Origin of the sequence: Psychroflexus sediminis (genome assembly GCF_900099815.1) — a bacterium.
Lineage (GTDB): Bacteria > Bacteroidota > Bacteroidia > Flavobacteriales > Flavobacteriaceae > Psychroflexus > Psychroflexus sediminis.
The window spans coordinates 234,267-254,983 of record NZ_FNCW01000004.1; the positions used below are offsets into that span (position 1 = coordinate 234,267).

20 protein-coding genes and 1 riboswitch are annotated in these 20,717 nt (G+C 42.2%); of the genes, 13 read left to right on the plus strand and 7 right to left on the minus strand.

Features of this window, described 5'->3' with window-relative positions:
* Positions 1-18: 18 nt before the first annotated feature.
* Positions 19-1,287, plus strand: coding sequence for a S8 family peptidase (locus BLP81_RS05535; RefSeq protein WP_093366755.1), 1,269 nt, complete (start codon positions 19-21; stop codon positions 1,285-1,287).
* A gap of 530 nt (positions 1,288-1,817) precedes the next feature.
* Here BLP81_RS05535 and BLP81_RS05540 read toward each other — a convergent pair.
* Together BLP81_RS05540 and BLP81_RS05545 are read right to left on the minus strand one after the other, a co-directional pair.
* Positions 1,818-2,117, minus strand: a complete 300-nt coding sequence (locus tag BLP81_RS05540) for a hypothetical protein (protein WP_143002814.1) — start codon at positions 2,115-2,117, stop codon at positions 1,818-1,820.
* A gap of 221 nt (positions 2,118-2,338) precedes the next feature.
* On the minus strand, positions 2,339-2,767 hold the full coding sequence (locus tag BLP81_RS05545) for a nucleoside deaminase (protein WP_093366762.1): 429 nt from the start codon (positions 2,765-2,767) through the stop codon (positions 2,339-2,341).
* 209 nt (positions 2,768-2,976) lie between these two features.
* On the opposite strand from BLP81_RS05545, the gene BLP81_RS05550 reads away from it, so the two are divergent.
* On the plus strand, positions 2,977-3,492 hold the full coding sequence (locus BLP81_RS05550; RefSeq protein WP_093366765.1) for a DUF2141 domain-containing protein: 516 nt from the start codon (positions 2,977-2,979) through the stop codon (positions 3,490-3,492).
* Positions 3,493-3,515: 23 nt separating this feature from the next.
* On the opposite strand, the gene BLP81_RS05555 is transcribed toward BLP81_RS05550, so the two are convergent.
* The gene (locus BLP81_RS05555; protein ID WP_093366768.1) at positions 3,516-5,033 is read right to left on the minus strand and encodes a BCCT family transporter; all 1,518 of its coding nucleotides are present in this window, start codon (positions 5,031-5,033) and stop codon (positions 3,516-3,518) included.
* Positions 5,034-5,415: 382 nt separating this feature from the next.
* Between BLP81_RS05555 and BLP81_RS05560 the strand changes: the two genes are divergently transcribed.
* The 4 genes from BLP81_RS05560 (at position 5,416) to BLP81_RS05575 (ending at position 7,985) form a co-directional block, all read left to right on the plus strand.
* The gene (locus tag BLP81_RS05560; RefSeq protein WP_093366770.1) at positions 5,416-5,952 is read left to right on the plus strand and encodes a 1-acyl-sn-glycerol-3-phosphate acyltransferase; all 537 of its coding nucleotides are present in this window, start codon (positions 5,416-5,418) and stop codon (positions 5,950-5,952) included.
* A gap of 211 nt (positions 5,953-6,163) precedes the next feature.
* A complete protein-coding gene (locus BLP81_RS05565; RefSeq protein WP_093366773.1) occupies positions 6,164-6,622 on the plus strand; it encodes an MgtC/SapB family protein in 459 nt (152 codons plus the stop codon).
* 63 nt (positions 6,623-6,685) lie between these two features.
* Positions 6,686-7,267 carry a DUF2911 domain-containing protein gene (locus BLP81_RS05570; protein WP_093366777.1) on the plus strand — a complete coding sequence of 194 codons (582 nt, stop codon included), beginning with the start codon at positions 6,686-6,688 and terminating at the stop codon, positions 7,265-7,267.
* 7 nt (positions 7,268-7,274) lie between these two features.
* Positions 7,275-7,985, plus strand: coding sequence for a PepSY domain-containing protein (locus BLP81_RS05575; RefSeq protein ID WP_093366780.1), 711 nt, complete (start codon positions 7,275-7,277; stop codon positions 7,983-7,985).
* Positions 7,986-8,167: 182 nt separating this feature from the next.
* On the opposite strand, the gene BLP81_RS05580 is transcribed toward BLP81_RS05575, so the two are convergent.
* On the minus strand, positions 8,168-11,320 hold the full coding sequence (locus tag BLP81_RS05580; protein WP_093366783.1) for a WD40/YVTN/BNR-like repeat-containing protein: 3,153 nt from the start codon (positions 11,318-11,320) through the stop codon (positions 8,168-8,170).
* 384 nt (positions 11,321-11,704) lie between these two features.
* Between BLP81_RS05580 and BLP81_RS05585 the strand changes: the two genes are divergently transcribed.
* From BLP81_RS05585 to BLP81_RS05615, 7 genes are all read left to right on the plus strand, one after another.
* Positions 11,705-12,265: a PepSY domain-containing protein gene (locus tag BLP81_RS05585; protein ID WP_093366787.1), complete on the plus strand. Its 561-nt coding sequence runs from the start codon at positions 11,705-11,707 to the stop codon at positions 12,263-12,265.
* 259 nt (positions 12,266-12,524) lie between these two features.
* On the plus strand, positions 12,525-13,238 hold the full coding sequence (locus tag BLP81_RS05590) for a hypothetical protein (protein WP_093366790.1): 714 nt from the start codon (positions 12,525-12,527) through the stop codon (positions 13,236-13,238).
* A 463-nt stretch (positions 13,239-13,701) separates the two neighbouring features.
* Complete coding sequence (locus BLP81_RS05595) at positions 13,702-14,478, plus strand: prohibitin family protein (protein ID WP_093366792.1); 777 nt, start codon at positions 13,702-13,704, stop codon at positions 14,476-14,478.
* Positions 14,479-14,689: 211 nt separating this feature from the next.
* Positions 14,690-14,785, plus strand: a riboswitch (TPP riboswitch).
* A 60-nt stretch (positions 14,786-14,845) separates the two neighbouring features.
* The gene (locus BLP81_RS05600) at positions 14,846-15,568 is read left to right on the plus strand and encodes a class I SAM-dependent methyltransferase (protein ID WP_093366795.1); all 723 of its coding nucleotides are present in this window, start codon (positions 14,846-14,848) and stop codon (positions 15,566-15,568) included.
* Complete coding sequence (locus BLP81_RS05605) at positions 15,565-16,617, plus strand: AIR synthase family protein (RefSeq protein ID WP_093366798.1); 1,053 nt, start codon at positions 15,565-15,567, stop codon at positions 16,615-16,617. Before BLP81_RS05600 ends, BLP81_RS05605 begins: the two co-directional genes overlap by 4 nt.
* A complete protein-coding gene (locus BLP81_RS05610; RefSeq protein WP_093366801.1) occupies positions 16,614-17,255 on the plus strand; it encodes a thiamine phosphate synthase in 642 nt (213 codons plus the stop codon). The genes BLP81_RS05605 and BLP81_RS05610 overlap by 4 nt, the downstream gene beginning before the upstream one ends.
* Positions 17,252-17,539 (plus strand): Trm112 family protein, encoded by a 288-nt coding sequence (locus BLP81_RS05615; protein WP_093366804.1) that lies wholly within the window; start codon positions 17,252-17,254, stop codon positions 17,537-17,539. The genes BLP81_RS05610 and BLP81_RS05615 overlap by 4 nt, the downstream gene beginning before the upstream one ends.
* 135 nt (positions 17,540-17,674) lie before the next feature.
* Here the strand turns inward: BLP81_RS05615 and BLP81_RS05620 are convergent, their stop codons facing one another.
* The 3 genes from BLP81_RS05620 to BLP81_RS05630 are packed head-to-tail and all read right to left on the minus strand — an operon-like array spanning position 17,675 to position 20,569.
* On the minus strand, positions 17,675-18,196 hold the full coding sequence (locus BLP81_RS05620) for a Pycsar system effector family protein (protein ID WP_093366807.1): 522 nt from the start codon (positions 18,194-18,196) through the stop codon (positions 17,675-17,677).
* Between the two features lie 17 nt (positions 18,197-18,213).
* A complete protein-coding gene (locus BLP81_RS05625; protein ID WP_093366810.1) occupies positions 18,214-20,082 on the minus strand; it encodes an adenylate/guanylate cyclase domain-containing protein in 1,869 nt (622 codons plus the stop codon).
* Positions 20,083-20,107: 25 nt separating this feature from the next.
* Entirely contained in the window at positions 20,108-20,569 is a 462-nt protein-coding gene (locus BLP81_RS05630) for a hypothetical protein (RefSeq protein WP_143002815.1), read from the minus strand.
* Between the last annotated feature and the right edge of the window lie 148 nt (positions 20,570-20,717).

Below are 20,717 nucleotides of genomic sequence, written 5' to 3' on the forward strand. Positions count from 1 at the left end.
CTAACTTAAATTTATTTTATGAAACATTATTTTAATTTCAAATTTCTACTGTTTGCGACCTTTGCATTAAGCTTATTTTCCTGTTCTGAGGAGGTGGATTCTGATAGTCTGCAAAACATTAAGGAACTAGACAGTTTTGATTCGGCAAATACTGTTGGGGAATCACAGTTTATTCCCGGACAATATATCGTTGTTCTTAATGGCAATCTAACAGAGAAAAACGCTTCTCTAACCAGTGAAGATGCTCGCGGAAATGTTTTAGACCTTTTACAAACGATACTGTCTGAAAGCAAATCTTCAGCAACTCTAGAGCCTGTAAATGTTTACGCAAGATCTATTGCCGGAGCTACTTTAAAATTAACAGAAACACAAGCCGATCTTTTAAGAAAAGACAAGCGAGTGAGCTATGTTGAACAGGATCGAATTGTTCAATTTGCTCCGCCTTGCGGGACTCCAAACGGAGGGCCTTGTGATCCAACCGATCCGGTTGATGATGGTGGCGGCGGAGACACGTCTTCTCAGGAAACCCCTTGGGGAATTACACGGGTCAATGGTGCAACCGGTTATACCGGAACCAATGTAGCCTGGGTATTAGATTCTGGTATCGATTTAGATCATCCGGATTTAAATGTAGACGCCTCTCGCGGATACAATGCCTTCACTTCTGGAAGAGATGGAAAATCTACGGATGATGGAAACGGTCACGGTACACACGTCGCCGGAACCATCGCAGCTTTAAATAACTCTGTTGGGGTTATTGGTGTTGCTCCTGGAGCAACTGTGGTCCCTGTAAAAGTACTGGACTCCAGAGGATCGGGTTCTTATTCTGGTGTGATTGCCGGCGTAGATCACGTTGCTGCCAATGGCTCTGCTGGTGATGTTGCCAACATGAGTCTGGGGGGACCTGTCTCTGTAGCCCTTGAAGATGCTATTAAAGCTGCTGCTCAGCAAGGAATTAATTTTATGCTTGCGGCCGGAAATGAAGCACAGGATGCTAATAATGTATCTCCTGCTCGAGTGAACGGAACTAATATTTATACAATTTCCGCGATGAGTCAGGGTGACAACTGGGCCAGCTTCTCCAACTTTGGAAATCCGCCAGTAGATTACTGCGCACCAGGAGTTTCAGTTAAATCCACCTGGAAAGACGGAGCTTACAACACCATTAGCGGTACTTCCATGGCAACGCCACATGCTGCCGGTGTATTATTACTGGGTGCTGCAAGTACAAGCGGTACAGTAAACGGTGATCCTGATGGCACTGCTGATGCTATCATCACTCACTAATCAAAAAATTATATTACACTTTCATAAGAGCCGATTCTGTCGGCTCTTTTTTATTTTATAACGATTACATTTAAATAAGTCTAGCCCTCCATCCACAGGATATACCTCGACAGGCTCTGCAGCCAGTGTCACTGTTTCACGAGTTCACGCGCGATTGTATCGCACGTTGGCACAAAATAATTGGTGATTTCAAACTTAGCTTGTTGACTTATAAGTAAACCATCTATCCACGAAACTTGTTGCACTCCAGGTCAATATTCCTCGCGTTACAATCGCGCCTCAGCTACTCTTTTTTATTTGACCCATAACCTTCAAATAGTCTGGCCCTCCATCCACAGGATATACCTCGACCGGCTCTGCAGCCTGGGTACTGTTTCGCGAGTTCACGTGCGATTGTATCGCGCGTTGGCATAAAAGAATTGGTGATTTCAGACTTAGCTTGATGATTTATAAGTAAACCATCTCCACGAAAGTTGTTACACTCCAGGTCAAGGTTCCTCGCGATACAATCGCGCCTCAGCTACTATTTTTTATTTGACCCCTATAACCTTCAAATAGTCTGGCCCCCCATCCACAGGATATCCCTCAATGGGTTCTGCAGTTAAAGTAATTGTCTTACCTATATAGTCATCTAAGTCTACCCTCTCACTCATTAAAGCATACAGGGAATCCTTCGTTTGAAGTGTATGCGTTCCGTATTGGTAGCTGGTAATGCCCTGAGCCTGCAAAAGCCCTGTATACTCTGACATAGAAGGTGTATTAAAATCGTTATGTTGTGTACTGCAGGTCAGTAAACATAAGGCAAGAACTGTATATGCAAGTGTTTTCATGATATTTTTTTTGAAAAGTTAGTATTTTTTAAACAACCCGCCTGTTACAGGGAATGGGTTTTTATCGATTAAAAGAAATTTTAAAACTCTGCCAGCGTCGCTCCTCACCTGGACTTAGGATACCCGTTGCTTCACTACATCTTAAAAGCATTTATTTTAGGCAAACTAACTTAAAATCAGCCTGACAGTTCCTGAGTTTATAATTAATCTCGGATGTAGTATCAGTATTCGAAAAGCTCCAGACATTTCTCCCGCTCAACACCGGAAATCAAAGCAATGCTATACCAGGATTTTTGAGCGACTTCCTCACAGGAAATATGGATTTGATGCCCGAATGCAGAAGCATCTGCAATGGAGGCGCCATACACCACTTTTCCGATCCCGGCCCAAAGTATCGCACTCATACACATGGGGCAAGGCTCTACGGTAGAATAAAGCGTCAGAGTCCTGGCATAGGTATACTTTAAACGTTTCAATTGCTGAATCACATTGATTTCGGCATGCGCCACAGGTCCGTCCTGTTTTGTGGTGTTGTAAGCTTCTACAGACTGCTGCTCTTCAGTGACGATCACCGCACCAAAGGGAGTGTGGCCTAACTTTGCATGTTCCATGGCTTTATGCATCCAGTACTGCTGATCCTTAGATATCATTTTAAATTTAATTTAGATCCTTTACTTCAACACAAATGACTAACAAAACAAGATGAACATTCGTATTCAAGTCTATCCGTCAAGTTTTAGGAAGTATAAAGATAAACTCATCTCAAAAACAATATTCAAAATTAACGTTAACCTTAAAAAACTCCTTATTTTTTCATTATAACATCAAAAAATGATAACTTTAAGTAAAACGCATCAAAATGTCTCATAAATCACTTTCCTCTTTTTTTAAAAAAAACCAAAAGTCAAAAATAGCTCGAATTTCTTTGAATTTTTCAAGTCTGGTTTTAGGACTGGCCGTCTTTTCCATGCTATGGCCTACCAAAAGTTTCTCCCAGACCACATGCCCTTCAATTCATGTCAAAATTCAGAATATAGATAACAGTACCGGGATTATCGCCTGTGCTATTTTTGAATCCAAAGAAGGATTTCCGGATAAATTCATGAAGATGGGATATAAGGTCATGACCACACAAATCGAAGGAAAAGAGGCCAGTTTTAAATTTTCAGATATCAAACCCGGAACCTATGCCATTGTTGTTATCCATGATGAAAACCTCAACGGCGAACTCGATTCCAATCTATTTGGAATTCCTACCGAAGGCTACGGGTTTTCCAGTGGTGCAGAAGTTAAAATGAGTGCGCCCTCGTTTTCTGAAGCTCAATTTTTATATACCGGCGGAGATCTGAAACTGTCTATTCCTATCAACTACTAAATCCTAAGTTGAGAGCTCCAGTCTCATTTACCCGTGTTCAACTGATCATCTTTTTTAAGGCTTTTAAGCAAAGACAAACTCACAAAAAACAGGATTATTGCAAACGGGAATCCCGTGGAGATGGAAGCCGACTGTAGAGCAGACAAGCCACCTCCAACCAGCAGGGCAATAGCTATGGCTCCTTCCATAAAAGCCCAGAATACCTTTTGTCCTTTTGGAGCATCCAATTTGCCTCCGGAGGTCATAAAGTCAACAACCAGAGAACCGCTATCCGAAGAAGTTATAAAAAAAGTAGCCACCAGAAAAACACTCAGTACGGCAGTAATCTTATAATATGGCAGGTGTTCTAACATTTTGAACAGGCCCAGAGAACTGTCATCAGAGACGATTTGAGCTAAATCTATACCGGTATTGAGTTGCATGTCTATGGCTGTGCCGCCTAATACGGACATCCAGAGCATCGAAAATAAGGAAGGCACCACCAGGCCATACATAGCGATGTCTCTAAGCGTCCTGCCTTTGGAAATTCTGGCGATAAAGGTCCCCACAAATGGGGACCAGGAAATCCACCACACCCAATAAAACATCGACCAGGATTTAAACCATTTTCCTTCTTCCCCGTACTGATTTCTGTAGGTGCTTATTTCAAAAAAATCGGTCATATAAAGACCCAGACTCTCTACGAAGCCATCAAGCAGAAAGACCGTTGAACCTGCTGCCAAAACAAAAAATAAGAGCAGCAAAGCAATAACTATATTCAGGTTGCTCAGGTATTTCAAACCTTTGTTTAATCCTGAAAGTACAGAAAGGGTGGCTATCAGCGTAATTCCGGCAATAGATAAAACCTGGAGGTTAATTGTACTGGACAGGCCCGATAATTCTGATATTCCCGATGAAAACTGAACCGCCCCAAAACCCAGTGTTGTGGCTAAACCAAACAAAGTGGCCAGGACGGCAATAACATCGATGGCATAGCCCGCAAAAGAGTTCATATACTTTCCAAAAAGCGGTTTTAGAGTAGATTTTATCGATAAAGCTGCTTTTTTATTGAAGGTGAAATAAGCCAAAGCCATCCCCAGTAAGGTATAAATCCCCCAGACATGAAATCCATAGTGAAAAAAGGTGTGTTTCATCGCCAGCTTCGATTTTTGTACTCCGCTGAGTCCCTCCTGTATGGGATTGCTGAAATGCAACATGGGTTCGGCTACACTGAAATAAACCAGGCCAATCCCCATGCCTGCGGAAAACAACATGGCAATCCACGAAAACTTGCTAAAATCAGGACGGGCATCTTCCCCCCCTATTCTTATGTTCCCAAATTTGCTAAAAGCCAGGTAGATCACGAAAAACAAAAAATAGTTTATGGCTATGGTGATGAACCACCCAAAATGTTCTGACATATATCCCCTGAAGATTGAGAATCCTGTTTCAGCCTGCTCATCGAAAATGATGGTGAGGCTTACAAAAATCAGGGTGATTAAAGCAGATGGAATAAATACTGGCTTGGATATATCAAAGTATTTATTTTTATAATTTCTCATACTGATCTATTGTCGACTAAAGAAAAAACCTTGATAAAATTAGAATGTGCGGAGTCACTGCGTTTTTTTTTACACCTGCCGGCATTGAACAAGACCAGCGTGGAGTCCGATCGTAGTGTGCGATAAACTTAAAATTAATAAGCGTTTTCTGCATGTCTTAGGTATGGTCTCATTTTACTTTTGAAAGCAATTTAAAAGAAATTAAAGTCTGTGCGCTGAAAACAAAAAGCTTTTAGGATTTAATAACATGTATTGAATTATAGAATTCGTGTTTATAAGCGGTCTAAGTCTTATTTTTACCTCGAAAATTCAAAACCTGAAGTCTTAATCAAGCTCTCTCTTACATAATTATGAATATCACGATCACAATGACCCGGACCAAATGGGTTTAGCTAAATGTATATTTCAATCGCTCTTAGGCTGGTCTATCGAAGGTGAGTTTGATAAAAAAGTCAGGAAAACCGTGGTTACGGTTTCGCCACATACCAGCTGGCACGATTTCTATATAGGAGCCTTAACCCGAAAAATCGTTAATGTTCCCATACACTATGTTGCCAAAAAGGAACTCTTTGACTCTCCTTTTGGCTGGTATTTCAAATGGATGGGCGGCGAACCTATCGAGAGGGCTTCCAAGCAAAATAAGGTTGAACAAATCGTTGAACTCTTCAACTCCAAAGAGGAATTCCGTCTCGCGATTGCTCCGGAAGGGACCAGAAAAAAGGTAGACCGGTGGAAAAGTGGATTTTACTATATCGCTCACCAGGCAAACGTCCCTATCACTGCGGTCGCCTTCGATTACTCTACCAAAACCGTCAAAATTTCAGAGCCTTTTTACACCACGGGGAACTATGAAAAAGATTTACAAAACTTCCAGCGGTTTTATAGCGGCGTAGTCGGTAAAATTCCCGAATATACCTAACGGGCCTTGAGACGCTTATTGCTTTTTCAAAGTATCCCTTTTTGTATTGGAGAGGTATGAAGCAGTCTTTTTGCATTTAAAAAATTAAACTTTTCGTATTTTGCAGGCTTTTACAACGAGAATATTAATTCGTAATCCTTATATTCGGTACAAAGACTTAAGCAAAACTTTTTGGCCTAAATCATAAACCTGAAACGAAAACCGTTTTATTATGCCTGACGTAAACTGGAGTGGAGAGTTACTGATCCTGATGAATGTGTCGATCGCAGCGATACTGACTGGCTTTATTGGCCTGGAAAGAGAAGCCAAAGATAAGCCTGCAGGTTTTAGAACCAATATGATCGTAGGAGGATCCTCGGCCCTCATTCTGTCGCTTGGAAAAGTCCTGGTTGAGAATTACATGCAAAGCGGGCTTCAGAACGTTATCCAGCCGGACCCCACACGTATTATTGAAGCCATCATTCTGGGCATTAGCTTTATAGGCGCGGGTACTATTTTAAAAGCCAATGCAGAAAGCAGGGTGTATTATCTTACCACTGCGGCCACCGTCCTGTTTTCGGCTGGTATTGGGATAGCCGTAGCCCTGGAACAGTATGTCCTTTCAGTCACAGCTACCTTATTATTACTTATCATCAACAGAGTCGCCAAGGCTATAAATAAAAAAGTCTGATCTTTTTTTAATCGCCTTAAACTCACTTTTCAAACCTTAAACCAAACCTAATTTTAAATATCTATGAAAAAAATAGCACTTGTTATTTGTATTTTTTTAATCAGTATCTCCTGTAAGCATGAAAATAAAAACGACCGATCCTCGGATCATGAGCATGAGGTGAAGGTTTCTGAGACGGAGACCAAAAAAACACTGAGCCCGCATACTTCAGAAATGGCAGTCATTGACGGCGCCCATATTCATATAGATTACTCATCTCCCGGAGTAAGAAACAGAATGATCTTCGGAGGTCTGCTGGCCTACGATGAAGTTTGGCAGGCTGGTGCACATAGGGCCACCTGGATAGAAACCGATAAAGATTTGGAAATTGAGGGGAAGCTCTTAGAAGCAGGTAAATATGGTTTTTTTGTGATTCCATCTCAGGAGAACGCATGGACGCTTATTTTCAACACGCACTGGGATCAACATGGAAAAGATGAGTATAACAAAGACCAGGATGTATTGCGCGTAAAAGCAGAACCATCAAAAAATGATAGTCTTACGGAGCATCTCACCTATACGATTGAACAAACAGGGGATGATACCGGGATGATACGCATGTCCTGGGAGAACCAAAGCATTCAAATTCCCTTTAAAGTAATCTAAGACTGAAATGATCAAAAGAAAAACAGCCTTAAAAATAAGGAAAGCACATAGGTATCTGGGTATTTTCCTGGGTATACAGTTTTTGATGTGGACCATAAGCGGAATGTATTTCAGCTGGACTGACATTGATGAGATTCATGGAGATCACTTTAAAAAAGAATCCGTTAGTGCATCTGCTTTTGAAAATCTGGTCAGTCCTTCTGAGCTTGCAACGGAAATGCCGGTTTCATCCTTAGAACTCAGAGAAATTGCAGGAAAGCCTTACTACTGGGTTAATGAAGCTCAGCTTTTTGATGCCGGGACAGGAAGCCTTCAAAAAGAAATTTCAGAAGAAGATGCTTTACTCATCGCACAGCGCTATATGCTAGAAGATTTGAAACCGGAACACATCGAGCGAATCGAAGAGGCGGGAAGTCACAGCGAATACAGAGGCAGACCTTTGCCTGCTTATGTTATATCCTACCAGACTCCGGAACATATCAAAGCCTATGTATCTGTTAAAGACGGGGCTTTCCAGACCCTGAGGCATAGGGATTGGCGCTGGTTTGATTTCCTATGGATGACGCATACCATGGATTATCAGGGGAGGGATAATTTTAATTCCTGGGTGTTAAGGGTGTTTTCTCTTCTTGGCTTAATTACGGTACTCAGTGGTTTTTTACTCTGGTACGTCAGTTCTCCATCCGTTAGAAAATGGAAGAAAAAAGCTAAGAAGTGAATCCCCAGGGTATTCAGATACACATAGGAAAACCCCGACTTTTAAAATTCCTATCCACATGAGATTAACTCAGCGTGAAGGATACCATAAGCTTGTCAAACCTGGCCAGGTTTCAGGCTTTAAACTAAACACCCCCTGAAACTTTGTTTCAGGGGGTGTTTAGTTTACTTAGTTGATTGATCTTATTCTGATGAGGACTCCAGTATGACTGCATCAACCGACTTTTGCTTTACCATCGCATTGAATTCAGGAATAGCATTCTGCCGGATGTTTTGCCACCTGGCCAGTTCGGCATCAATTTTAGAGGTTACTTCCTTTCTGAAAGCCACACTCTGAGAAGTTGGCGCATGATCGCTCATGCCTTCCAAAGAATTCAGGTGGGCCAGCTTATTCGTTAGCTTAATCGGATAATTAAGCGGATCCTGACGGCTGCTGTTTTTCGTCTGATACAAGGCCTTCTCGACCTCTGTGATCTTTTCGTTGATTTCCTTAGCTTTCTCCACCAGCCCTTTCATATTTTGATCCGACTTTAATCGATCGGAGACTTCTTCAATTTGAGCTTTAGCAGAACGCATATCAGCAATAGCTTCATGCGCTTCAGTGACTTTACTGCTGACCTGCATTAAAAAATCAAATTTAGCCTGCATATCAGCAATCGACATGGAGGCTTTTGGATTTTTCAGAATTTCGAATTCGCGTTCTGAAGACTCACCATCTACAGTTATCTTGACCTTGTAGATTCCCGGCATAGCCTTAGGTCCCTGCATACTGGCCCACCAGAGAATCATACCTTCAAAGTCTGAGGCAGGCTGATAGCGCATATCCCAAACAAACCGGTTACCACCCTTTTTAATATCCTCTAAAGCCACTTCTTTCTTGTTTTTATCGGGTTGAGTGTCATATGCACGAATGAGTTGCTCGTTAGCATCCATAAATTCTAAGCGCACACGAGTTGAATCTGTGAGTGCCTTTAAGTGATAGGACACCATGACCCCACCTGGATGATTCTCGCCTACAGTCTTGGAAGGCCTGCCTGCACCGCCATCCATTCGATAGCTTGGCATAGGCTGATACAAATAGAAATCCCTGCGGGCGACTTCATCACTAAGCTGATGCAAAGGCGTTAAGTCATCAATCAACCAGAGGCTTCGTCCCTGTGTAGCAGCAATCAGGTTATCCTCTTTTATAGTTAAATCCGTTACAGGCACCTGTGGTAAATTCATTTGGAAAGGAGACCAGCTTTCCCCGTCATCAAAGGATATATACATGCCGGTCTCTGTACCTGCATATAGCAAACCTTTGCGTTTCGGGTCAGCTCTCACCACACGTGTAAAATGCCCTTCATCAATGCCATCCGTAATTTTCTTCCAGGTTTTACCGTAGTCTTCAGTTTTATAAAGATAAGGCCTGTAGTCACCAAGTTTGTAACGCGTACCCGCCACATAGGCCCCTCCTTCTGTGAACGGATCGGGATCGATGCTGTTGAACATCATCCACTCGGGCATGCCCTTAGGAGTCACATTCTCCCAGGTTTTACCTCCATCTTTGGTCACATGCAGTAAGCCATCATCAGAGCCTGTCCAGATAAGGTCTTCTTCATAAGGAGATTCTACCGCAGCGAAAATGGTACAGTAATATTCAACACCTGTATTGTCCTGCGTTATAGGCCCTCCGGAAGATTTTAGTTTTGTGGGATCATCGCGGGTGAGGTCCGGACTTATAAGATCCCAGGATGCACCGCCATCTGTACTCACGTGCAGGTGATTGGAAGCCGTATAGAGCTTGTCGGGGTTATGTGGGGAAAAGAAAATAGGGAAATTCCACTGGAAACGGTATTTCATACCTTCTGCTCCATAGCCCATCGGATTGTCCGGCCAGACATTGACTGCCCTTACCTCATCGTTGTCATGATTATATTCCGTTAAATAGCCTCCGTAACTTCCGCCGTAAACGATTTCAGGATTTTCAGGGTCTGGCGCTATGTGAGCACTCTCTCCCCCGGCAGTAGGCTCCCAGTCGTCTTCACCGATAGAACTTCCGGTGGTCCTGTGCGCAATTCTCACCGTGGAATTGTCCTGCTGTGCGGCATAAATCCGGTAAGGGAAGGCGTTATCTGTGGTAACCCGGTAAAATTGAGCCGTGGGTTGATTATGGTAAGTACTCCAGTTAGCTCCACCATCAAAAGACACCTGAGCACCGCCATCGTCCCCCATTATCATGCGACTTGGGTCTTCCGGGGCAATCCACATATCGTGGTGGTCCCCGTGAGGGGCCACGGAAGATGTAAATGTTTTCCCTCCATCCGTAGAATGATGGTAATTGACATTAACCACATAGACCCCATTTTCATCCTGTGGATCGGCATAGATACGGGAATAATACCAGGCACGCTGACGCAGGGCGCGGCTTTGGTTAATGCGTTTCCAGGTTTTACCCCCGTTATCAGAACGAAACACGCCGCCTTCATCAGCTTCCACGATAGCCCAAACGCGCTCGGGATTTGCCGGAGAAACGGCAACACCTATGATACCTAAAGTCCCTTTGGCCATGCCTTCGTTATCTGAAAGTTTTTTCCAGGTATCTCCGGCATCCGTGCTTTTCCATAAGTCAGAACCTTCGCCTCCACTCTCCAGGCTATAAGGCGTTCTTCTGATTCTCCATGTGGAAGCATAAAGAATTCTGGGATTGGTCGGGTCAAATGTTAAATCCGCAGCGCCAGCATTGGCATTGGCAAATAAGATTCGCTCCCAGGTCTCACCCCCATCCTTACTGCGGTAAACCCCGCGTTCTTCAGAAGATTTATATAAATCGCCCATGACAGCAGCATAGACTATATCCGGATTTTTAGGATGAATGCGGATTCGGGAAATATGACGAGAATTTTCTAATCCCATCTGCTTCCAGGTTTTACCGGCGTCTACAGATTTCCAGACCCCGTAACCATAGGACACATTACCACGAACGGTTTTTTCACCGCCACCCACATAGATCACGTTAGGATCCCACTCAGAAACAGCGACTGCACCTATGGAACCGCCAAAATAGCCGTCCGAAATGTTTGCCCAGGTTTGACCGCCATCCTGGGTACGCCAGACTCCACCCCCGGAAGATCCGAAGTAAAACAAATTAGGCTCACCCGATACACCCGTAACGGCAGATGAACGCCCCCCGCGGAATGGTCCAATATTCCTCCATTTGATGGCATCTTTATAAAGAGATTCGTCAAAGCTAATCGTCTTATTGTCGTTTCGGTTTCTGTGCTGTGCATCAGCCTCCGTTGGACTAAGCCAAGCTAAACAAATAAAAAGTAAAAATAAGGTTGAAATAGGTTTCATAGGTTTGCACTTTTTTAAGAATTAAATCAAATATAATTACAACAAATGTATAAATCATTCGAAATTAAAGTTTTGTCCTCCTGAGTTCTCCAAACTTCGCCTAGGATAAGTCAAAATTATAAATGCGGGTATTTTATAAAATCCGTGAACACAGATGTACAGGCCGGCCGACAGTTAACCTGGATAAAAAAGTATCCCTTGAAAACGCTCAAAAACAAAAAGGTATTTGATGGTATGATTAGTTTAACCGGATACAAATCCGGAACATAGACTTCAGAAGTGATCAGTCCCGGCAGACATTTTATTGAAGGATTAAACCTCTGTTTTAAACAGTAGTCCAAAACTAAAGTACAACATGTATTTTTGCCTGATAAATCATCGCTTATGAAAAGAAAAAAACAAGCCTCCATCTTACGAACTACCCGAAAAATTCATCGCTGGCTTGGCACTAGTCTTTTCATCTTTTTTTTAGTGGTTTCGTTATCGGGTCTGCTGCTGGGCTGGAAAAAGAACAGTGGCGGCTATATTTTACCCGAAACACATCGCGGAACCTCTTCTGAACTCGTCCGGTGGCTCCCTATAGATTCCCTTCAGACTATTGCCCATAAGACCTTACTCGACTCGGTTAACCCTCATTTATCTACCAAAATGAATAGAATAGACGCCCGCCCGGACAAGGGGATGCTCAAATTCGTCTTTGAAGATCACCACTGGAGTATACAGCTTGATGGCGCCACGGGAAAGGTTCTCAATATTGGTCAGCGACGATCAGACTGGATTGAAAATATTCATGACGGCTCCATCATCGATGATTTTTTGGGGACAAACAGCAGTGTATTTAAATTGATTTACAGCTCCATCATGGGCGTATCCCTGCTCGGCTTTACAGTTACCGGCTTCTGGCTATGGTATGGACCAAAACGAATGAGAAACCGAAAGAAATAAGTGTCCTGACGCTAACACAAAATCTGAAAACCAATTCAACACTAAGATCCGCATGGCAAAGCACTCACGCTGAATAGTTTTGATTAGCCGGGCCTGCTTACAGAGGAAATCAAAATTTAAGTAAAGCAAATCAGATTCAGCCTCTGGCCATTAGGCTGTATTATCTTCTACAAATTTTGTTTTTAAAATACTAGGGTAAAACACGAGTCAGTTGTTTATCTAGTACACAAGTACAATAAAAACTTAAACCCTAAACACAATGAAACATTTATTTTCAAAATTAGTAGCGCTTACCTTATTGGTCAGTATTTTTGCCTGCAGCGATGAGGATTCTTCCAACTCTCCTAAGTTATCTGTCAATTTTAATACGGTTGTAGCCCCTTTTGATGCTGTAGCCGAATCAAAAACCATGACAACTACATCAGCAGTAGCTACAGGTAGTTTTCTCTTTAGCGATGGATTTATCACCTTATCCGCACTGGAATATGAGGCTGAAACTGAAAATGACTCTACCTCGGTAGAATTTGAACTTGAAGGCGCGGTGAGGATTGACTTTGCCACCGGAATTCCTTCTCCAGACATAAGGTCTATTAACATTCCTACGGGAACCTACCAGGCCGTAGAAGTTGAAGTTGAGCTTTATGATGAGACTGATGAACCATCGGTTGTTATTAACGGTACTTACACGGCACCCGATGCTGAAATGCATCCTGTTCGATTCGAATTCAATTCTGGAGAAACCTTTGAAGTAGAAAGAGAAGGGACTGTTGTCATTGCTGAAGGACAATCTGCCCTTGCAGAAATCACCTTTGATCCCTCCGTATGGTTTGCCGGAGTCACCGATGAAATCATGCTTGGCGCAAATAAAAACGCAGAAGGGGTCATCGTGATAAGCGAAACTCAAAACACTGAAATTTTTAATATTGTAGCCGACGGATTGGATTTGGCAACAGACTTCGAATTTAGTAACTAAAGGTTTTTTTAGAGGTATATAGTTCCCTCCTTTAGAGTATATTAAAAACAAAAAATGAAAGCTGTCTCATCACCGTTGCAGCTTTTCACTTTTTAGTCCGCCTTAGGCGGACAGGACAGCAATACTCTTCTATATTTACTCTTAGCACTTCCTAAGCCAAGATCTTCAAATACGCGCGCCTGTCTGTTTTGGTGTTTTAACCGGGGCAACTTTGCCCTTTGCAAAACACAGGATCTCCTGTTATTAAATTACAATTGGTTCTAAAAATCAGCCTGCATGCATCGGTTTAGCATAAAGAATTCTTCTAGTCTTAATTTAAAATATCATTAAAAATATTTATATATATTATTAATAATATATTTTTTAGATTAAATCAATAAAAATAACTCATAAATATTACTTAAATATTGAATTATTATCATTAATCATTCCCTCTAAGTTTATATTTTTATTAAAAAAATTTATGAAACTAAAAGCTATTTTAAGCATGGCACTGGCCGCTGCTTTTTTAAGCAGTTGTGCGGTCATAAGACCAGGTGAAGTTGGTGTAAGGCAACGCCTTGGTAAACTGAGTGAAAAACCTGTTGAGGAAGGGGTGAGATTTTTTAATCCCCTGACCACCACCTTTGTCAAAGTGCTTGTAAGAACAAACAATGTAGAACAGACCCTACTTCTTCCCTCCAAGGAGGGATTGACTATCGTATCTGAGGTTTCTGTACTTTACAGCATCGAAAAGGACAAGGCTCCTATCATCATCAAAGACATAGGTAAAAACTTTGAGCGTGATGTACTGATCAACACCTTAAGGTCCTCTTCTGCCAATATCTCTGCTAAGTATTTTGCTAAAGATATGCACAGCCGCAAGAGAAATGAAATTGAAAATGCGATTCAGGATAACATGAATGCTATTTTAAAAGAGAAAGGCTTTGAAATTCAGGCTGTCTTATTGAAAAGTATAAACCTGCCTGCAAGACTATCCTCTGCGATTGAAGACAAACTAAGAGCTGAACAGCAATTCCAGGAAATGGAATTTATAGTACAGCGGGAAATAAAGGAAGCTGAACGAAAACGGGCGGAAGCAACAGGGATAAGGGATGCCCAGGCTATCATAAACGAAGGCCTCTCCCCTATGCTTATCCAATACCAAAGCATTGAAGCTTTTCGGGAGTTAAGCCGATCCCCAAATGCCAAGATTATCATTACGGATGGTAAAGCCCCCGTCATGTTAAATACCAATTAGAATAAAACCTTTTTACCTGTTTTGAATTAGCTGAAAAAGCCTGTTTTACCTCCGCGTAAGACAGGTTTTTTTGTGGATACTGACAACCGGTTAATCGCCATCATCAGACGAATAGTCTGTTTTAGGTAAAAACAAACAAACCCCGGCCTGTACTAAAAAATGTTTTGCAGAGATAAAACCTGCACTTCAAATTATTTTTATAGCTTTGGAGCATTAATACACGGGGTGCTCTGAGAGGTCAGGGCTGAGAATATACCCGAAACCTGATTTGGATAATGCCAACGTAGGGATGTAGACTTAGAATACTTTCTATTCCATCGAACCGGTCGTTCGGCTTTCCAAAAGACTCTTTTAAAACAATTAGACCGTGGAAATAAAGAAAGTAAACCAGCAACTCATACCCGAAACCACACAAACCTGGCAGGGCAGATCGGAGTGGTTTTTCAACAGAAAATACACCGACACCTACGAAGAGTATTACGAGGGCCCATATAAACGTGCCGAAGTCTGGCAGAAAAAAATCCTGGAAGAGCTTATTTCCAAAGACAAGCGCGTCAACACCTTACTCGAATTTGGCTGCGGGACAACCCGCTTTACCCGATGGTGGAAGGATATCGGCATTGAAGCGACCGGGGGAGATATTTCGCCCTTTATGTTATCCCAGGCTTTACACCGTTTTGACGGTGACCTGGTGATGGCAGATTCCCATTATTTGCCGTTCAAGGACAATACCTTCGATGCCCTGGCCTTTATCACCACATTCGAATACTATAAAGATCCCGTAAAAGTGATTCGTGAGGCTGCCCGGGTGGGCAGACACGGTATCATTATGGGTATGATGAACCGAAACACACCCAAACTGATCAGACGCAGAACCCAGCAGCTCTTTGGGAAAAATGAATTTTATGTGACCGCTACGTTTTACACGCCTCAAACACTGACGAAAGTCATCGATGAAGCCCTAAAAGGGAGGGAGTATAGCATTGAGTGGACGACTACCGGACTTCCGAAATGGTTCCCGGTTCAAAAATGGAATGTACCGCTTGGAGATTTTTTTGGATTGTATGTTCAGTTTAAGGATGCCTTATGAGTGAGCAGTCGGGAAAAATATCACATGAATTTTTTAAGGAATCCTTTTTGGGCAAATGCGGAAAGAAACGTCCGGAGGTTACTGCCGGACCCCAGTTTGGCGTAGATGTATCCATTATCAATCTGGCCAATGGTCAGGCCATGGCCATGGCCAGCGATCCGCTTTCACTCATACCCTCCCTCGGGTTAAGTGAATCTGCAAGGCTTTCGGTTAACCTGGTGGCCAATGATATCGCTACAACCGGATTTGCACCCATGTATGGTCAAATTGTACTCAACCTTCCAGCCGAGTTTTCTAAAAAAGACTTTCAGACCTACTGGGATTATTTTCACCAGTACTGCTCAAAGCTTGGAATTGCCATTACAGGCGGACACACGGGGTTTATTGAAGGACAAAATTCAACCATCGCCGGCGGCGGGACCCTGGTGACCATCGCAGACCAAAATCAGATGCTGACCTCAACACTGGCAGAACCCGGTGACGCCATTTTAGTGACGAAGGGCTGCGCTATCTCCTCTGTAGCGCTTCTGGCCAGAAGCTTTCCCGAAACCGTAAAAAATGAAGCAGGAGCCGAACATTACCATAAAGCCTGTGATTTGTTTTATGAGATCTCCGTTTTGGAGGAGGCGCTGTTAGCGACGAGTTTAGACCTGGAGCAGGGAGTAACCGCTATGCACGATGTGACCGAGGGTGGTGTTTTAGGAGCAATATATGAACTGGCTGTCGCCTCAGCTAATGGTGCTATCGTTTACAAAGATCAGCTTCCGGTAAGCGAAACCCAGTCCCGGGTTTGTGAAGTCTTTTCACTGGATGCCACCGAATGTATTGGCGCAGGCGCTATGATAATCACCTGTAAAAAAGAAGCAGTTCAGAAGATTATAAGCAAACTGAAAGAAAAGGATATCTCCTGTACCGAAGTCGGTCAAATCACTGATCAGGCCAAAGGCATAAAACTAAACACAGCAGGCCAGGCATCTGACTTGATTTATAAGGAAAAAGACCCTTACTGGGAAGCTTTTTTCAAGGCATTAAACGCAGGCTGGAAATGAACAGGAATAAAAGCACAATCGGTCAGGGGATTTATGTAGTCATCGATCCGGCTATGGACGAAGCGGTTTTACTGAACAAATTGCAGCGCATTCTCCCCAAGCAGATTGCTGCAGTCCAGATTTGGGACCACTTTGAGGAAGGACAAGCCATTGAACAGCTTATTCAGAACATTTACGCGGTCTGCGCGCCGTATAAAACACCGGTATTGATCAATAACCGCTGGGAATATTTGAAAAGCTCTGCCTTGGACGGCGTCCATTTTGATAGCATACCTGCTAACCCCGACGGCATTAAAAAGCAAATCAACAGAGATTTTATTCTAGGACTCACCTGCGGAAATGATTTAGGCCGGGTAAGATGGGCTACAGAACACGAGGCCGATTATATCTCTTTTTGCTCCATGTTCCCCTCGTCTAGCGCTGATGATTGCGAAATCGTAAGTTTAAAAACCATCAAAGAAGCCTCCTCCCTTTTTAACAAACCGCTCTTTTTAGCTGGTGGAATCCAGCCAAAAAACCTTAACCAATTAGATGAATTAAAATACGATGGTATTGCTGTGATTTCAGGAATCATGAATGCAGAACATCCAGACCTTAGGATTGATGAATACCGTCAACATTTAAACTTAACACCATGAGATTAGAAACCATCAATAAACTTTGCTGTCCTTTTGACAAGTCAGATTTGAATTCAAGAATCATTACCAAAGACGAACACGACAACGTTCTGGAGTGCATCTTATCCTGTGTACGCTGTAAACGCATCTACCCGGTTATTTCGGGTATCCCCATCATGAGTCCGGACGAATACCGGGATTTTAAATTCGAGCAGCCCATACTCGAAAAATGGGAGAAGCTTTTGAAGGCTAATCCGGAGACTGGATTTAAGATTTCAAATGGAAAAATAGAAGCCATTGAATAAGCTTTACCCCCAGGCTATAGTCAGCACCTAAGCACAGGCGCTTTTTTTAAGTTCTCAAAGTCGCTTTCAGGGAGGGTATTCTGTTGCTTATCGCTGATGCGTAAGGGATGTAACCGGACTCAACAGGCGGCAGGCCTAGAATACCCCAATAACCTCCACCAATACCCAGAGAGACATCATCAGAACCACAAAAATAAAACTCAAAACAAAAAACCTGATGGCTTTTTTGATATTGTAGAATTTCTTGTCAATGATAACACTTTCCGCATGGATCTGATGGCTTAACTGCTTTACAATCTCTTCGTTGGTTTCGCAGACTGCAGTGATTTCTTCCACGAATTCTTCAGGATCTTTAAAGGCATGGGCTGCATCTCTAAAAAAGAAAACATTGGTATCGTACTTCATTTGCATATTAGGCTGAAAGCATTTGAAACAGTAGTAAATAGATATGATCACACAGGCCACCCATAGCAAAGCAAAGACCATAAACACCGGATTCTCCGTCAATATGCGTTCAAAATTGGATATGCGGTCTACAAACAGACCCAGAATTAAACTGTGAAAAGAAAAGAGGATACCTGCTTTAAGCTCAGAGGCTTTGATGAGTTTTTCCAGGCGCTCTAATTGTTCCCAGTAATTATTAGTATCCTGTGCCATAATCGTAATATTTGATATTATTTTTTATACAGATAATACATATTCAACGGGCTCCTGTTTTTAATAGAAATCTCACCCCTGTCTTCAAATCTGTATTTATCCTTGATAAGACTGTAGGTATCTTCAGAGACACTTATTTTTCCCGGTTCGCAGCTGGACTCTATTCTTGAAGCTACATTGACGGTATCTCCCCAGATATCGTAAGAAAATTTATTTTTTCCCACAACGCCGGCAACCACAGGGCCGGTATGCATGCCCACCCTCACCTTAAATCTCAGGTCACTTACCGCATGTACCTGCTTGGATTTATTTACAAAATCTATAATATCCAGGGCGGCCTGGGCCATAAGTTCGGCATGATTTTCTGTTTGTTCCGGCAGTCCTGCCGCACACATATAAGAATCGCCGATGGTTTTGATTTTCTCTAAATTGTATTTTTCCATGATTTTATCAAACTCAGAAAAATACAGATCTACACTTTCAACCAATTTTTCAGGCGGAGAGTTTTCTGCGTAGGCTGTAAAGCCTTCAAAATCGGTAAATAATACCGTAACCGATTCATATTTTTTAGCTACAACTTTACCAGACTTTTTTAATTCATCCGCCGTGTCTCGGGGTAAAATATTTAAAAGCAGGTTATCGGACCTTTTCTTTTCTTCATCGATGAGCTTATTGGTTTTACTGATGAATTTGGTTCTTCGGTATAATCCGAACGCTAAACCTGAAACTAAAATCATACCTCCTAAAAACCCGTAGGTTAAAATTTTATCATTTTTACGCTTTTGGATCTCCAGATCAAGTTCAGACTGTTTTTGGGAGACCTCAAACTCAGTTCTTTGATTGGCCAGTTTTTGAATTGTAGCTGTGTTGTTTATGCTGTCTTTAGTGGCTATGTAATTTTTAAAATGAAATAAAGATTTAGAAAGTTCATCCGTTTGCTCGTAGAGTTTAGCTAACTGGAGATTGGCTTCACTCATTTGAGTTTTGAGCTCATAGGTTATGGCGATATCTAAACTGCGTTTTGCATAGTCTATAGCCAGTTCAAGCTGCCCTAAGTCCATGTAAATTCCCGAAATGTAATTCAGATAGACAGAAACCGGATAATAATCTTTTTCCTCTTCGAGGATTTTAATGGCTTCCTGAAGGTTTGCTTCAGCCATTTTAGGTTTGTTTTGCTTGGCATACACCATGCCTATATTGCCAAGATTATAGGCCGAACCCAGCCTATAGTCTGTTTTCTTACATAAACCACTGGATTCGTAAAAATAGCCAAGCGCTTTTTCAAAATCCCCCGATTTTAAATACACGTCTCCGGCGTTTAACAAAGCACCGGCCAGGTATTTTTCGAATCTTACCAAATCGGTTGTATCGCTGGTCATTTTAATGAGGTCTCTCAGCTGGCTTAGACCCTCTTCATAATAATCAATGGAAACCGCATAGCTTCCTATATCGGAATACACACCCCCAATGGTGATGTTGGTCAGGGCAAGCCGATCAAATTCTTCAGCATCACTAGCCAGTTTAGCAGCAATCTGATAGTATTCTAAAGCTCTGGAAAGTTCGCTTTTATTCAAATAAACATTCCCCTTCTGTAAGTTTGCAGTGAATAAATACTGGGTGGAATCCGCTTTTGTGGCTTTTTCAATCAGCAGGTCACAATACTTTTCTATTTTTTCCCGGTCCCTTTGCTCTTTAATAATTTCTCTGAGCAGACGTAATTCATCGTTTTGGTCGAAAGTACCGCTGCTGTAGAGCTGTTCTAAACTATCAAGAGCTGACGGGTGGTTCTGAGAATAAAGGGGTCCAATAAAAAAAAAGCCCAGTATAAAGGCTTTTTGAACGAATGACGCTATAAATTCAACTAGTATTTTTGATTTTATATTCAAAATCTGTGTATTATACTTTTTATGATCAGAACTCCTGAATTCTTATGCGGGGATCAATTTCGAATATACCCGGAAGCTGACTGCCATTTCTGTAAACTCTAAATTTCAAACTGTATTTTTCGACATCCCCCGGCTGACCCTGCGCGACTGTCCCGGTAACAATCCCATCGACATCGTTGATGACATTTTGGTCAAAAACATTTTGCCCGCCTTGATAATTAATCGAGTGTAATTCAACGGAACTTTCCGCATTGCTGGCCTGACCTTCCCAGACTACGACATCTCCTACATTTACATAGGTTGTGAAATCAACATTGGAGACATTGGCTTGTTGCCCGAAACTGCACACCTGATTTACATTGTCCCTGGTAATATTGGTCGTATCACAGGTCAGTGTGATGGTATGCGTAGTTTGTGCAAAAATTGTAGTGGTTAAGAAGATTCCTAATACCAATATCATTGATTTTAAAGTGTGTTCTTTTTTCATTCCAGATTGTGTTAATGTTTTAACAAACATAAATAAATATCTGTCACATCCTGAGCACATTAGAGCACAAAATGCCATAAACGAGGCAAAAACCACATCTTCATGTGATGCAAATGACTACGGCATGGAAAAATTTAAAAATCCATAC